Source organism: Vibrio toranzoniae, from assembly GCF_024347655.1.
GTDB classification, from domain to species: Bacteria; Pseudomonadota; Gammaproteobacteria; order Enterobacterales; family Vibrionaceae; genus Vibrio; species Vibrio toranzoniae.
The window spans coordinates 1,600,156-1,614,845 of the sequence record NZ_AP025514.1 but is presented as its reverse complement, the minus strand read 5'-3'; the positions used below and the strand labels follow the sequence as shown (position 1 = coordinate 1,614,845).

Below are 14,690 nucleotides of genomic sequence, written 5' to 3'. Positions count from 1 at the left end.
AGAATGAAAATCTTAAGCTTAGAATTTGAAAACCTAAACTCTTTAAAAGGTCGTTGGAAACTCGACTTCACAAAGTCACCTTTTGCCGAAAATGGCTTGTTCGCAATTACTGGCCCAACTGGAGCCGGTAAAACCACGATTCTTGATGCGATGTGTTTGGCACTGTTCCACCGTACACCACGTTTGAAGAGTATTGCCAAGGGCACTAATGAGCTGATGACACGTGGTACTGGTGAGTGTTTTGCTGAGATCGAATTTGAAGTAAAAGGTAAAACCTACCGCTCTAACTTTCACCATAAGAGAGCGCGCGGCAAGCACTATGGGGCACTGCAAACACCGACCTGTGAACTTGCAGATGCAGGTAGCGATGAGGTTTTAGAAACGCAGCTGACTAAGAAAATTAAGAGGGTTGAAACCGTAACGGGTTTGGATTTTTCTCGATTTACTAAATCGATAATGTTATCGCAAGGTGAGTTCGCTGCTTTCTTAAACGCAAATGCGAACGACAGAGCTGAGTTACTTGAAGAACTGACAGGTACAGAAGTCTACAGCTTGATTTCAGAACGGGTTTACGATCACTTTAAATCGAGTGAAGAGTCACTTAATCACCTTAAAGCTAAGGCCGAGGGGGTGAGTCTGTTAACGGAAGAACAAATTCAAGAGTTGATAACAGATCACGATAGGTTAGAAGCAGAGCAAGCTGTGTTGGCTCAGAAACTGGTCGAATGGAATGCCCATTTAAGCTGGTGGAAAGACGTAACCAAAGCTGACTTGGCTATCGTCAATGGTGAGCAAGACTTAAAACATGCACAAGACAACCTTTCTGAAAACCAATCCTCACTGGATCGCTTAGCTAAAAGCGAGCCTGCAGAAAAGTTACGCCCACTGTATAAAGATGTGCAACGCAGCGATCAAGACGTGAAAGTGACTCAAGCCAACCTTGAAAGCAGCACGAAAAGGTTAGCTGAGCGAGATGCAGAGAAATCCGCCGCTAGTGACAAGCTTAAAACGCAAAGCGCGCTGGTTGAACAAATAAAACAAGAACAACAAGAGCAAGAGAAGATCATTGAGCAAGTTCGACCGCTCGACAACCAAATCTCGGTGCTAAAAGACAAACAAGCCACGGCTGAGAAAAACGTTAAAGCTTTGAATCAACAAGAGGTTGAACAACGTCACAAGCATATAGTACTCAGCCAAGCCATAGCTTCTGTTCAGCACCAAGAGAAGATCCATGCACAGTATTTAGAGACTCATCAAGCCGATAAGCAACTCGAAAAATACCTAGGGCAATGGCAATTCAAGGTCGATCAGGTTCGAGCCCTTGAAACGCAGCACACTGAATTATTAAGTAGTGTTCAAGGTGCCAACAAAGCGTTAGAAACACAGCAAACGCTAGTACAGACATCTCGAGAGTTGAAACTTACACAAGACAAAACATTGGCTGAACGGGTTGCTGTCGAGAATGACGCCAAGCTTAAATGGGACACACTGCAGCAACAAAACAGTGAACGGGCACTGAATGAAAGCAAAGATCTGCTTGAATATTGGAGCCGTCATACCAACACGCTAGTCGATATCAATCGTGGTTACCTACAAGCCACTCAGCGTATAGCCGTTAAAGAAGCTGAGCTTTCTAACCACATTCATCGGTCGGATAAATTGACGCAAGAGCGTGAAGTTCTGGTGGAGCGTTACCAAAAAAACAAAACGTCACTTGAACGATTGATTCGTTTAATTGAGCAAGAAGGCGAACTCGCGAAGTATCGCGCGGCGTTACAACCGGGGATGGATTGTCCATTGTGTGGCTCAGCTAATCATGCGATTGAACAGTCACAAGATCTGACGGATTTGATTTCACAAAAAGAACGTGAAGTACAAGCTCTCGCGGTTATTGAAAAAGAAGGCACTGAACATCGCCAGCAGTTGGATTCGATTGTACCAATCATTAATGGGATTAAAGATGAGCTTAAACGTACGCAGGCTGATGTTGAACAAGCAAAGTTAAACTGGGCAAACACGTTAAATAAACTTCAACAAGTGTATGTGAATTTTGTGTCTCAAGGTGGCTTGCTAGACGTCAAGCTACCGTCTATTGAGACACTAGGTGATAGTGAAACGGTAAGCTTTTTTACTGAATCTTGTGAGCAACAGCTTAACGAAGTTATTCACCAGTTACGTGCCGTGATTGATGCGAAAAATGTTTACCTAGACGCTGAAAAACAGCGTACAACCGCAAGCATCATGGCCAATAAAGCGCAGGCGAACTTAGAATTATCGGAACAACGTCTAACGGATCTAACCACGAAAACGCAGGCTCAGGTTGATCAAGCTGAAAAGTGCGCCCAATCCAAAACATTGCAGTGGACTGAACTTAAAGAAAGTATTGCTGAGACCTCGATTGAAGCGCCAGAACTTGAGCATATTGACGCGTGGTTTGCTCAAAAAAAGGAAGCTTCTGATTTATGGCAAGCGACGAAGCTGCAATACGATGATTTAGATAAACAGTTGATTAGTAAGCGTGCAGAGCTGACAGCACTCGATGACAAATTGGAATCGCTAACCAACGAGACCGCCAACGCAAACCTTGAGGTTGAATCTTTAACTAAAGAGCTAGCGTCGATCACTGAATCAAGAAAACAATTGTTTGGTGATAACGATGTCCAGTCAACGACTCAAGCAATGAAGCAAAAAATGAGTGATGCCGTCACTAATCTTGAAGTATCTCAAACAGAATTCAACGGTTGTGAACGCGAACATCTAAAAGAACAAACTAAGCACGCCAGTTACACCGAAGAATTGGCGGCAAAACAACAGGTACAAGTTGAAATGAAGCAATTGTGGGACCAGGCGTTAGCGTCGAGTCCTTTCGCAACTGATGCCGACTTTGAGTCTTCACTGCTTGATGAAGCGTTAACCGCACAACTGCGAAGCTTGAAGAAGACACTTGATGAAGCAATCGTGAGTGCTCAGGCGAGGTTGAACAGTACCAAAGCTAATCGATCTGAGCTGCAAGATCATGAAAAAGCCGCAACATGGAGCACCACACCGCAAAGTGAAGTCGAGCAGGCGACGGTTGAATATCAAAACAAACGACAGAGCCATGCTTCTCAAATTGGTGCAATTTCTGCGAATTTAGAAACGGACCGTCAAAACCGTAGTAACCAACAAGATCTGTTTAAGTTAATTGAAGCGCAGCAATTAGAGTTTGATGATATCTCACGTTTGAACTCTTTGATTGGTTCCAGAAATGGTGACAAATTCCGTAAGTTCGCTCAAGGCTTAACCCTTGAGAATTTGGTATATCTAGCTAATAAGCAGTTGCAACGTTTGCATGGCCGTTACGAGTTACAACGTAAAGCGGATGATGGGTTAGAACTGCAAGTGTTAGATACCTGGCAGGGCGACGTGATGCGAGATACCAAAACGCTCTCGGGTGGTGAAAGCTTCTTGGTGAGTTTGGCATTGGCATTGGCGCTATCTGACCTTGTGAGCCACAAGACCAGCATTGATTCACTGTTCCTCGACGAAGGCTTCGGCACGCTAGACAGCGATACCTTGGATATTGCCTTAAACGCATTAGATAACTTGAATGCTTCAGGCAAGATGATTGGTGTAATCAGCCACGTTGAAGCATTGAAAGAGCGTGTCCCGGTTCAGTTGAAAGTAACTAAGCACTCAGGCCTTGGAGTGAGTGAAATGGAATCTCAATACAAAGTGACTGCTTAATTAAAAGTTACCGATCAGTTAACCGTTATGGCTTAGTTATTAGGTGCCCGACTTAGTGGTTATTCCTTCTTGAGAGTGACGAAGTTGGGCTTATTCATAATATCTTTGTCAGCATTGTTTAATTCGGGTTCGTTCATAAAAAGATGTGACTGTTTGTTGTTTTACTCTGTTTTTCGCTAATTTGAGCGAATGCAACAGTAGGATAGAAGCCGCCCCTGACGTCATCCCCTAAAGCGAGGCGCGAGTGTCGCCGAAAGCTTCTCACTGATAATCACATCTTTCATTTCTTCAGTTAATATTTCTATCTGCAGATAACTCATGTATAAAGGCGGCATGAAGATACCTAAAAGAATACAGCCCTTAGTTGACGATGGTTTAGTCGACGAGGTGACAAGCCAACTCATGAGTGGCAAAGAAGCGTCAGTGTACATAGTACGCTGCGGCGATACGATCCGTTGTGCCAAGGTTTATAAAGAAATAAGCCAACGTAGCTTTAAGAAAGCGACAGCCTATCGAGAAGGGCGAAAGGTCCGTAATAGCCGTCGCGCTAGAGCCATGGAAAAAGGGTCTGGTTTTGGTCGTGAGCAACAAGAAAAAGTATGGCAAAGTGCCGAAGTTGATGCCTTATATAAACTGGCAGAAGCGGGCGTAAGGGTACCGCAACCTTTTGGTTGTTTCGATGGCGTGTTGCTAATGGAGTTGGTTACCGATGACGATGGCTATGTCGCTCCTCGATTGAACGATGTCGTCATGCCCGCTGAACAAGCGATTGAAGATCACCAAGTGATGATGAGCTACGTGGTGAAAATGCTATGTGTTGGCCTGATTCATGGTGATTTGTCTGAGTTCAATGTTCTTGTAGATGAGTATGGTCCAGTGATCATCGATTTGCCGCAAGCCGTCGATGCTTCTGCAAATAATAATGCAGAGTGGATGTTGACTCGTGATGTTAATAATATCCGTGACTATTACGCTCAGTTTGCGCCAGAGTTATCAACTACAGAGTACGCTAAGGAAATGTGGGCATTATATGAAAAAGGTGATCTAAAGCCAGACAGTAAGCTTACTGGTGAGTTTAAGGAAAACGATGACTTGGCGGATATCGAAGCCATCATGCAAGAAATTGACTCAGCGAGAATCGAAGAGCAACACCGGAGAGATCGTGTTAAAGAGGCCAAAGACGGGGTTGATGAGAGTAAGTTTAATTGGTCCGAGTAATCGTACTCATTTAGACTTATACTGATCAGTGTTGGACGTTATTTGACCGCTGATATGCCTCTTTTTTTGAAACGATAGCTTGAGTGTTAACGAGTCGCTTTAACCAAATTAACCCAGCAGAGTCACAACTCTGTTGGGTTTTCTGTTTTTACTCACTACCACGTCAATTGCTCACCATTGTAGGCGTAAAAATTGCCACTGCTCTTTGGCGTTGCACCGCTAATAATCTTAACCAGTTGATGAGCGACGTAATCCGATTCGAACAGCTTTCCTTCTGGAACATTCGCCTGAAAAGGCTTTGAAAGTGATGTGTCGGTTGTTCCTGGGTGCAGTGCTAAGACTGTTCCTTGCTTTATAGTCCGTCGCCATTCAATCGACATGGTTTTAATGAACATATTCAACGCCGCTTTCGATGAACGGTAGCTGTACCAACCGCCTAATCTGTTATCTGAAATACTGCCGACTTTAGCTGAGACGACGGCGAACTTTGGATTGTCGCTAGATTTGAGAATCGGAGTGAAATGCTTAGCCAATAACAGGCTTGGTAACGTATTGACCGAGATATTTTTCAGGAAAAATTCTGGTGCAATGGACGACAAGTTCTTTTCTGGCCCAAGGTCTGGTGTGTGAAGCATCCCTACGCAGTTGATTAACCAATCCAGTCGATTAAATTTTGCGCTCAGTTGTGCGACTTCCGTTTCGTTGGTTGCGTCGAGTTGATGCCAATGAAGTCGTTTGTCTTCAAGAGTGGGCCGTTGAGAGTGGTAAGTCGCGTCTACATGTACATCAAGAAAATCAAAATGAGACAGTTCAGACAAGAGGCGCTGAACGACAGCGGAACCAATACCGCCACTCCCACCAATAACCAATACTTGTAGTCTGAGTTGTTCCACCATTATAAGTTCTCCAGGTTCATCAGTCGTTGTTCTGCGGTGTCGAGAATGGCTTGTTGGTCTTGTTCGTCCATATTGTCCCAAGATCGATAAAGCATGCCCATTCTAGGGTTTCGGTTTAACTCATCACGATGTAGGTTCATAAAGCGCCAGTACAAGCTGTTGAACGGACAAGAGGCTTCACCACTGCGCGCTTTTATTTGGTAATGACAGCCTTTACAGTAATCACTCATACGATTGATGTATGAACCACTGGCAGCGTAGGGCTTAGTTCCTACGATACCTCCATCAGAAAATAGCGCCATCCCTCGTGTATTTGGCATTTCGACCCATTCAATCGCATCTACGTAAATGCCAAGGTACCAACTGTCGACTTGGTCAGGTGATATTCCAGCTATCAAACAGAAGTTGCCAGTGATCATCAGCCTCTGAATGTGATGTGCATAAGCAAACTCTAGAGATTGACCAATGGCGTGCTTCATGCAATTCATTTTGGTTTGACCATCCCAAAAGTAATGAGGTAATTGTCGGTTGGCTGAATAGTGGTTTTTATTGGCATAAGCGGGCATGTTGGCCCAATACACGCCACGAATGTATTCACGCCAACCGAGTATCTGACGTACGAAACCTTCCACCTGCGCAATATCGATGCTTGCTTTATCTTGAGCTTTAGAGGCTTCATAAGCCGAGAGTGCCGCTTCAATTACTTCACGAGGGCTTAGCAGCTTGCTGTTCAATGAGAAAGAGAGGCGACTATGATACAAACTCCACTTTGAATCGTGTTCTGTTGTCATTGCATCTTGAAATTGACCGAACAATGGCAAGCAGACTTGGCAAAAATGGGCGAGTAGAGACAAGCTTTGAGCACGGTTCACTGGCCATAAGAGTTGAGCGTCAACTTCGCCAATTGTTTTGACGTGATGCCGCTCGATACGCTTCAAAATGTCCGAGATATTGTTAGCGAACATCAAAGGCTGTGGTAAATTGCCAATGTCTTGCTTCTTAAGCTTTTTACGGTTATTGGCATCGTAATTCCACTTACCACCAACCGGTTTTTCATCTTCCAACAGAATGTTGAAACGTTTTCTCATTCGACGATAGAAGTGTTCCATCATGATGTGTTTATCTTGCGGGAACTGCGTTTCTATCTCCTCAAACGGAAACAAGAAGTGCTCTGTATCGCAACACCCTTTGGTGACATTGGCTAGTTTGAGTTTCGCCATTTGCTGAAGCAGACGATATTCATCTGGCCTCTGGTATTCGAACTTGTCGGCATCGAACTCATGTACATAGTGTTGAAGTAGGCCATCTAGATTTTCATATTGCGCCGTGTCATCCAGTGTTAAATGCACTACCTGATGACCTTGTTGGGCGAGTTCTTTGGCGAAGTAAGACATGGCAGAGAAAAATGCCACGACTTTCTGAATGTGAGAATCAACGTAATCGGTTTCTTGTTTGAGCTCTGCGATTATGTAAATGACATCATCGTTAACTTGCTGAAACCAAGAGTGCTCAATGTTGAGCTGGTCACCTAAGATGAGGCGCACAGTATTGAATTTCATAACACGTCCTAGTTTATAAACGTATGGTGTGAATCGTACGTATCAGTCTGATAAGCAAATCAAATTATTGTGATTTATTAGTTATTAGATGACTACGATCTGACAAGCCGCCAAGATCACAAATAATTTTTGAGAGACAGAGACAGAGACAGAGACAGAGACAGAGAGGATTTAGGTCAAAAGCAAGGCATGAAGAGATCAGTATAAGCCAACCAATAATACCGATAGAGGTTGGCAGTGACGTCTGATTTAGAGCAAAACAGTTATTCCATAGGAACCACGAGAATGTCGACCGGAGAAGTGTCGATAAGCTGCTTTGAATGGGAAATGATTTTGTGCCAAAAATCATGATGGTGTCCACACAGCAATAGGTCTACCCCGTGTGTTTCAATCGTGTTTTTGAGCTTATCGTTCAAATCCCCTGTACCCACAAAGATATGTTGAATTGGCTGATTGGCGTAAGTTTCGAATACTCTTAACTTTGTTATCGCATCTTCATTGAAAGGCAAATCAATATTATCTTCCTGAATATCAACGAGTTCTGGGTAAATTTCTCCGTGAGTCCCGTCGATATAGACAAATGAAATGCTTGCTTCTAGTTTGTCTGCGAAGAAGATCGCTTTATCAATGAGGATTTTTGTGTCGTCAGTTAGCTCAAGTGCGACCAGAATATGTCGGTATTCCATAATTAAAGCCTATTGTTGTGAGTGATGTACTAAGCATAGTTTTTGTTTGAGCAAATGATATCGAAGGGATCTCATATTGGCGAAAATCATCATGCAAAGATCTTCTAAACACTTTCACATTTATATCGCTTTGATTGATAAGAAATTTACAAAAGGTTGTTATAGTGATGCGAGTTCGATGCTCGACAAAGCCATGAGAAGGCATATTAAAGCCACATATCGTTACTTTACGTGATTCGACAGATCAATCGCCAATAACTAAGAGACATCCATGACCGTACTCCTCACCATTCCCACTCGAACATTAGGCTTTGATTACGACATTGAGATTAGTGACTGGTCGCAAAAGCTCATGGGTTTTCATGTGCTTAAAGATGAGCGACGCCCGCTTGATGGTGGGATTGGCTTAAGTTTAAATCTCATTGAGCAGTTTGATGTCACTGGTCGTTGGTTAGATTCGTTGCCGGCTCGGTATCGTGAAATCACAGACGATTTTCCAGAGTACCAATATCAAATGTTGTGGTTAGCTGCGAATACGTATGAAGCGGCACAATTGTTGGAATTACGTCCGGTTATTTTGGCATTGATCTGTATGAAATACAGCGTCGATAACCAAAGTGCATTGGATCTGAGCCGTTTAGGGCAAAAGAAAATTCTCGCAAAACTGGGGTTAGATAGCAGTAAAGCAACGCTTAAGTTCATCGATAAGTTAGAGTTACACTACAATGTGGGTGATGAGCTTGACCATATTGTACGTATTCTTGAACCGCTGCAAAGGCGCGTCCTCAAGTTCAAGCATTACTCTAAAGTGGGTTACACTGCCTTGCGGTTGGATCAGGTTCATCCATTTTTAACTGGCAGCCGACTGGGTATCGCAATGGTTGAAGAGGGAAGGCTCAATACACCGTCGAAAATGGCCATGTTTCAAGATGCGATATTATTGGGGCAGGATTTAGACATCGATGATCCTCTGCGTTCAATCACTAGCCAGAACTCATTTGCAATGTTTGAACAGCTTCATGATCGTTGGACAGAGCAGCGTCAGTTGCACCGTTTAGAGGGAAATCGCCCTGTAGATATGGATATACCTTATCCGGTTCCGTTGTTAGGCAATGATAATATCCACCCTATTATCGATTACTATGATCTTGAGCAAGAGGGCGTGGAGCAAAAACATTGCATTGGCGTATATCATAACCGAATAATGAGCGATCGCTATGTCGCGTTTCGTATGTTTAAACCACAAAGGCTAACCATAGGTTTGCGCCGAGCCCCTAACAAGTCGTTTCCTTTTGAAATCGATCAAATCTGCGGGAAGCGTAATGCGCCACCTACAGAGGCAGCGCGACGAGTTATCCTCGATTGGCTAGAAGCCAGTAAAATACAGTTGAAACAGAAAATACAATCGCTTTAATATATTGAACTCAGTTGCTTATGGAGAAAGCGATCAGACAAAAAAGTGGTATTTAGACAATGCGAACAACGCTCGTCTACAGGAAATGCATCAACCTGTAAATTCTAGTGTAAATATACCCGATATCTTGCTGCTCAATCAGGCAACTAACGGTTATATAAGCTATCAATACGATTTATTACTGCAGTGGTTGAGCAACAAGCTTATATTGACTAGAATGACGCACTTTTTTTATTTACGCACATACAGGTAATGAACATGAGCGATACTAATTCAAAACCAGCTTTACCAGATCATCTTGCAGGCAACCCACGCAGCCCACATCACGTGGCTGAGTGTTTCGAATACCCAATCGGCATTCGTCTAAATGGTAAAGATCGTACGGATGTTGAAGAATACTGCATCAGCGAAGGTTGGGTTAAGATCCCTTCTCCTAAAGCTCTAGATCGTCGTGGTCAACCTATGCTTATTACTCTTAAAGGTACTGTAGAAGCGTTCTACATCGAAAAGTAATTGTTGGAGTAACTCGCTAATCTTTGGTGTCATTATCAAATATAGAGTTACCAAGCGTTATCACTTTAAAGGGCTTAGAGAAATCTAGGTCCTTTTTGTTTTTCTGCATTTGCAATTGCTGCAAGACTACTGTCTGTTACTCCCTTACTGAGGGCTAACTGACTGAACCTTATATTCAAACTGGAAAGATCATGGAAGAAAGAAGCCAAGCTTATCTCGATAGCTACCTCAGCACATTGCCAGCCGAAGTGGCTTCGCAATACACCTCTTTTAGTGCCGACTATTACTGTGCCGATGAATACAACGCCAACTTGTGTGCACAGTTGATTCTTAAAGGTGAAAAACAAGCGTCTTGTAGCCTTGAATATTGGTATAGCCACGAAGGTGAGGCGAGACCGGTGGTTGGCCATCTACAAGTCGTCACCGATTGGGACGGCAAGCCAATTTGTATCGTAGAGATAACCTCAGTGTCATTGTGCAAATACAACGAAGTGACCGCTGAGTTTGCTGCCGCAGAAGGCGAGGGTGATAAAACTCTCGAATGGTGGAGAGAAGCGCACTGGAACTTCTTTTCTCGTGAATGTGAAGAGCTAAAAATCTCGCCAACTGAAGATATGATGCTGGTATTAGAGCGCTTCAAAGTGGTTCATCAATAAAGGGCCTTTTTTTGAATCATAATGCGTGGCACTTTATGTTTAGGTTATAGTGACCAATAAACAGTAATAAGGTCGACAACAATGAGCTTAACCGTTAGAGAAGTTACGGTAGATGATGCACGAGGCATTATCGATGTGTTGAACCCGATCATTATCGAAGCTCGTTATACGATCTTGGATCAGACTTTTTCTATTGATGAAGAAAGGGTATTTATCGAATCATTCCCTGAACGAGGTGTGTTCTGCGTTGCGGTTAACGAGCAAAATACACAAGTACTTGGTTTCCAAAACGTAGAGCCGTTTGCTTCTTACACTAAAGCATTTGATCACGTAGGCATTATTGGTACTTATGTCGATGCTAATTGCCGTGGCCAAGGTGTCGCCAATCAGTTGTTTGAGTACACAATCGAAGCGGCCAAAACCAAGGGCTATGAAAAGTTATTCGCGTATGTACGAGCAGACAACAAGCGTGCACTAACGGTCTATATCAAGCAAGGCTTTGAAATCGTCGGAACGGCTAAGAAGCACGCTAAGATTGGCGACCAGTACTTTGATGAAATTCTGATTGAGAAGTTCTTATAGGCCCGCTTAAATCATCGCTGCAGGAGGCAAGAGATGTACAAGACAACAAAGCAAATCGAGTTAACGAAAATAGTGTTATTCGACTGGGGTAATACGCTGATGGTCGATTTCCCAGGTGCACAAGGGAAAATGTGTGATTGGGAGACAGTTCAAATGGTCGAGGGCGCTCAGGAAGTACTTTCTGAATTATCGAAAACCCACCAGCTTTATGTGGCGACTAACGCAGCAGACTCAAGCGAGCAAGACATTATCAAAGCTTTTGAACGAGTAGGGCTTACTCGGTATTTATCTGGCTATTTTTGCAAAGCTACCCTTGGCCTATCTAAATACGACTCGGGTTTTTATCCCGCCATCATTTCTAAACTCGGTGTAAAGCTAAAAGAAATCACTATGGTCGGAGACACCTTAGATAAAGATATCTTTCCTGCAATAGAGGTGGGGTTGCAAGCTATTTGGTTAAACTCCAGTGGCAAGAAGCTTAGTAAATCAAGCTCTTCAAGTGTCGTGCAGATTCAATGTTTGAGTGAGCTGTTGTAGAAGCCGTTGTAGCTAAATCTAACTGCGGCCAGATAAAATAAAAAACGAAAAGAAAACTAAAAACAGAAGTAAGGTCTAACAACATGCATAAGGTAATAGATAAACTGGCTTGGATATTCATCAATGACGGCAAGTTGTTGATGGTGAGATCAAAAGGTAAGGAATTGTTCTACCTTCCAGGCGGCAAACGTGAAGCTGGAGAAAGTGACGAGCAAGCACTCGTTCGTGAAATCAAAGAAGAAATCTCTGTTGATTTAATACCTGATTCCATCAAATACGTTGAGACCTTTACAGGCCAAGCTGATGGCAAAGCGGAAGGCGTATCGGTGCAATTGACTTGTTATCTTGCTGATTATACAGGTGAACTGTCTCCAGATGCCGAAATCGAAGAGCTTAAGTTTGTTGATGGCAACGACAGAGCGGTATGCTCATTGGCAGCACTGGTTGCGCTTGATTGGTTAGACGCGAACCAGTATTTGGTTTAAGGTTTTAGCGACTATTAGCTAATGCTGAAGATTGGTCTTCAAAAGATCATCGCTTACGAATAGCTTGAAGGGCGGCTGTCTTTCATCAATAGGTCGAGTTTCCTTTGAGCTTTCTTCGTGTCTTGTAAATCCACCACCTCAATCATTTCACACTCATCTCGTACCATCTCATTGATCAGGCTTGGATAGTGTCTGCAATCTTCTGGTCGGTCTAAGTAAATACTGCATGTGTACTTGGCTTGAGCCTTGGTGTCTTTCGTCGGAACCAGCTCCAGAAAAGGGCAGCGAGTTAAACGTTCGCCAGATTGCGGATCAAACCATATCTCGCTTCCTCGGACATATTCAAAAATGTCTGGGTTGAACAGCTCCCACAAATCGATCTCTTCTTGAGTCGCGGCAAGGTCGCCATCTCCGTATTTGATACAGCATTTTCCGCATTGATTACAATCTTTCATTATCGATTTCATTGGTTGGTGAGCTTTTATCATTTTATCACTGATAGGCGTGGCACGTTGACTTTGTTGTTCATGGTTAAGCTGTTCCGGGAAGGGAACTTGGAATTGCAGTACCTAAAATCGATTTATCTATGCACCACCACTCCAATCAAAGCAGTAAACAATGATACAATTTGCGCCTCTCACGTTATTCAAGCAAAGGCATCAAAATGAGAACCGTGTATACCACCGAAGGCAACATCAACGCAAAGAAACAGAAAGACGCTTACCCAAAGCTCGCTCTGTGTGAAAAGTGCGTTGGTGACTATGTGGTGATCGAGCAAGGTGAACGAACTTACAAGCCTTGTGCTAAATGTGGTGTAGACGATTAATGCGCCTTGATAAATACCTATGTAAAAGCACTGACCTAACCAAGCCTGAAGCGATTGAACGCATCCATAATGGCGAGGTGAACGTAAACAGTGAAACAGTCACCGATGAATCAACTCAGGTTCATGAAAGCAACGCCATCTTGTTGAATGACACGCCTCTTAATTTGCGTGAATTTCGATACCTCTTAATGCACAAGCCTGCGGGTACTGTTTGCTCTAATATCGACGAAGTTTATCCCTCGCTGTTCAACTACATCGAGATAGACAAAGCATCAGAACTGCATATAGCAGGGCGTTTAGATGCTGACACTACAGGCTTAGTCTTGATTACCGATGATGGGCGCTGGTCATTCAATATCACGCTGCCAACCAAGTCATGTAAGAAGATGTACCGCGTGACATTGTCACGAGATATAAAAGACGATGTCGCTGACAAGTTCAAAGCGGGCATTAAATTGCAAGGCGAGCAAAAACTGACGCGTCCGGCAGAACTCGAAGTGATTACTAGTAAAGAAGTGCTGTTGACCATTACAGAAGGTAAGTTTCATCAAGTAAAACGAATGTTTGCTGCGGTGGGGAATCGTGTTGTCGGCCTTCATCGTGAACAGATAGGTGGTGTGCGATTAGATGTTGAAGAAGGCCAGTGGCGTTATCTAACTAAAGCCGAAGTCGAATCATTTCAGCAAGGCTCTGAATAGACGTCGTAACCACTTAAAGCGTTAAGCGGGACAGCACGAGAATATTAACACTATAAGGATGTAGGATGGAAAACCTAAAAGTCTCAGAAATTAAGTCTTTCGTACCCGCGAAAGACTTCAATTTATCTAAGCGTTTTTACCAGTCAATCGGCTTCGAAGTGATGTCTGAGTTTCACGACATCGCCTATCTGCGTTATGGCAGTTGTGCGTTCCTTCTGCAAAACTTTTATGAACCTGCTCACTGTGACAATTACATGATGCACTTACTGGTTGAAGACGTAAAAAGTTGGTATCAACACATCCAAAACTCTAATGTAGTGTCGGAATTTGAAGTTACCGTTTCCGAGGTTGTTGAACAGCCTTGGGGAATGCTTGAGTTTTGTATCACTGACCCAAGTGGTGTGCTGTGGCGTGTGGCTGAGAACATCAAGCGCTTAGCCTTATAGATTCGCGTTGGTGTTGCTTTCGCGCGCACCCTACCAATATCAAAACAATCCTTGGAGTATTTAGAAATGTTGTTTTCTAGCCTGTCTAAACCATTGGTTCATGGCTCCGAGTTATGTTCTGAACTGCTCAATTTCTTAACCGAGCATAAACGTGATTTCGAAGAAAAGTTAATCCCTGATCTGTCATACATCGATGATATGGCACATGTGGTGAACGGTATTAAAATTAAAGATGTTCTACACATCAATGCGAATCAATACCGACTTCAATATTCGTTTGATTGGGAGCTGTTTTTAGGTTGTTTGGATAGGAACGAAACCGGTGTAGAGAATGGAAGTGTTCTATTTACACTTGAGGATGATAACGTTCTTAATATCGACTTCCCAATCTACGGCTCTCGAGATACTAGCGATGAGCTTTAGTCGGTTTTCGTGGGTGTTATACAAA

At 43.3% G+C, this 14,690-nt stretch carries 16 protein-coding genes; 12 read left to right on the top strand and 4 right to left on the bottom strand.

The annotated features are described in order from the left end of the window. The first annotated feature begins 3 nt into the window (after positions 1–3). Complete coding sequence (locus OCU50_RS07140; protein WP_060467753.1) at positions 4–3,726, top strand: SbcC/MukB-like Walker B domain-containing protein; 3,723 nt, start codon at positions 4–6, stop codon at positions 3,724–3,726. Between the two features lie 333 nt (positions 3,727–4,059). Continuing rightward, positions 4,060–4,944, top strand: coding sequence for a PA4780 family RIO1-like protein kinase (locus tag OCU50_RS07135; RefSeq protein WP_306345496.1), 885 nt, complete (start codon positions 4,060–4,062; stop codon positions 4,942–4,944). Between the two features lie 155 nt (positions 4,945–5,099). Here OCU50_RS07135 and OCU50_RS07130 read toward each other — a convergent pair whose 3' ends face one another. The 3 genes from OCU50_RS07130 to OCU50_RS07120 form a co-directional block, all read right to left on the bottom strand. After that, positions 5,100–5,840, bottom strand: a complete 741-nt coding sequence (locus OCU50_RS07130; RefSeq protein WP_060467752.1) for an SDR family oxidoreductase — start codon at positions 5,838–5,840, stop codon at positions 5,100–5,102. Further along, the gene (locus OCU50_RS07125) at positions 5,840–7,399 is read right to left on the bottom strand and encodes a cryptochrome/photolyase family protein (protein WP_060467751.1); all 1,560 of its coding nucleotides are present in this window, start codon (positions 7,397–7,399) and stop codon (positions 5,840–5,842) included. Before OCU50_RS07125 ends, OCU50_RS07130 begins: the two co-directional genes overlap by 1 nt. A gap of 263 nt (positions 7,400–7,662) precedes the next feature. After that, the gene (locus OCU50_RS07120; protein ID WP_060467750.1) at positions 7,663–8,085 is read right to left on the bottom strand and encodes a universal stress protein; all 423 of its coding nucleotides are present in this window, start codon (positions 8,083–8,085) and stop codon (positions 7,663–7,665) included. A gap of 271 nt (positions 8,086–8,356) precedes the next feature. On the opposite strand from OCU50_RS07120, the gene OCU50_RS07115 reads away from it, so the two are divergent. The 6 genes from OCU50_RS07115 to OCU50_RS07090 all read left to right on the top strand — a co-directional run bounded on the left by OCU50_RS07115 (position 8,357) and on the right by OCU50_RS07090 (position 12,272). Further along, a complete protein-coding gene (locus OCU50_RS07115) occupies positions 8,357–9,499 on the top strand; it encodes a PcfJ domain-containing protein (RefSeq protein ID WP_060467749.1) in 1,143 nt (380 codons plus the stop codon). A gap of 258 nt (positions 9,500–9,757) precedes the next feature. Then, positions 9,758–10,012 carry a DUF3297 family protein gene (locus OCU50_RS07110; protein WP_060467748.1) on the top strand — a complete coding sequence of 85 codons (255 nt, stop codon included), beginning with the start codon at positions 9,758–9,760 and terminating at the stop codon, positions 10,010–10,012. Between the two features lie 191 nt (positions 10,013–10,203). Beyond that, on the top strand, positions 10,204–10,668 hold the full coding sequence (locus OCU50_RS07105) for an ASCH domain-containing protein (RefSeq protein ID WP_060467747.1): 465 nt from the start codon (positions 10,204–10,206) through the stop codon (positions 10,666–10,668). Between the two features lie 81 nt (positions 10,669–10,749). After that, positions 10,750–11,250 (top strand): GNAT family N-acetyltransferase, encoded by a 501-nt coding sequence (locus OCU50_RS07100; protein ID WP_060467746.1) that lies wholly within the window; start codon positions 10,750–10,752, stop codon positions 11,248–11,250. Positions 11,251–11,283: 33 nt separating this feature from the next. Beyond that, complete coding sequence (locus OCU50_RS07095; RefSeq protein ID WP_060467745.1) at positions 11,284–11,787, top strand: HAD family hydrolase; 504 nt, start codon at positions 11,284–11,286, stop codon at positions 11,785–11,787. Positions 11,788–11,870: 83 nt separating this feature from the next. Further along, positions 11,871–12,272: an NUDIX hydrolase gene (locus OCU50_RS07090; RefSeq protein ID WP_060467744.1), complete on the top strand. Its 402-nt coding sequence runs from the start codon at positions 11,871–11,873 to the stop codon at positions 12,270–12,272. Between the two features lie 53 nt (positions 12,273–12,325). On the opposite strand, the gene OCU50_RS07085 is transcribed toward OCU50_RS07090, so the two are convergent. Next, the gene (locus tag OCU50_RS07085) at positions 12,326–12,727 is read right to left on the bottom strand and encodes a YkgJ family cysteine cluster protein (RefSeq protein ID WP_060467743.1); all 402 of its coding nucleotides are present in this window, start codon (positions 12,725–12,727) and stop codon (positions 12,326–12,328) included. A 209-nt stretch (positions 12,728–12,936) separates the two neighbouring features. Between OCU50_RS07085 and OCU50_RS07080 the strand changes: the two genes are divergently transcribed. From OCU50_RS07080 to OCU50_RS07065, 4 genes are all read left to right on the top strand, one after another. Next, on the top strand, positions 12,937–13,098 hold the full coding sequence (locus OCU50_RS07080) for a hypothetical protein (RefSeq protein WP_060467742.1): 162 nt from the start codon (positions 12,937–12,939) through the stop codon (positions 13,096–13,098). Further along, positions 13,098–13,796: a pseudouridine synthase gene (locus OCU50_RS07075; protein ID WP_060467741.1), complete on the top strand. Its 699-nt coding sequence runs from the start codon at positions 13,098–13,100 to the stop codon at positions 13,794–13,796. The genes OCU50_RS07080 and OCU50_RS07075 overlap by 1 nt, the downstream gene beginning before the upstream one ends. 65 nt (positions 13,797–13,861) lie before the next feature. After that, complete coding sequence (locus OCU50_RS07070) at positions 13,862–14,242, top strand: VOC family protein (RefSeq protein ID WP_060467740.1); 381 nt, start codon at positions 13,862–13,864, stop codon at positions 14,240–14,242. A 66-nt stretch (positions 14,243–14,308) separates the two neighbouring features. Next, the gene (locus tag OCU50_RS07065; RefSeq protein ID WP_060467739.1) at positions 14,309–14,665 is read left to right on the top strand and encodes a hypothetical protein; all 357 of its coding nucleotides are present in this window, start codon (positions 14,309–14,311) and stop codon (positions 14,663–14,665) included. Positions 14,666–14,690: the final 25 nt, after the last annotated feature.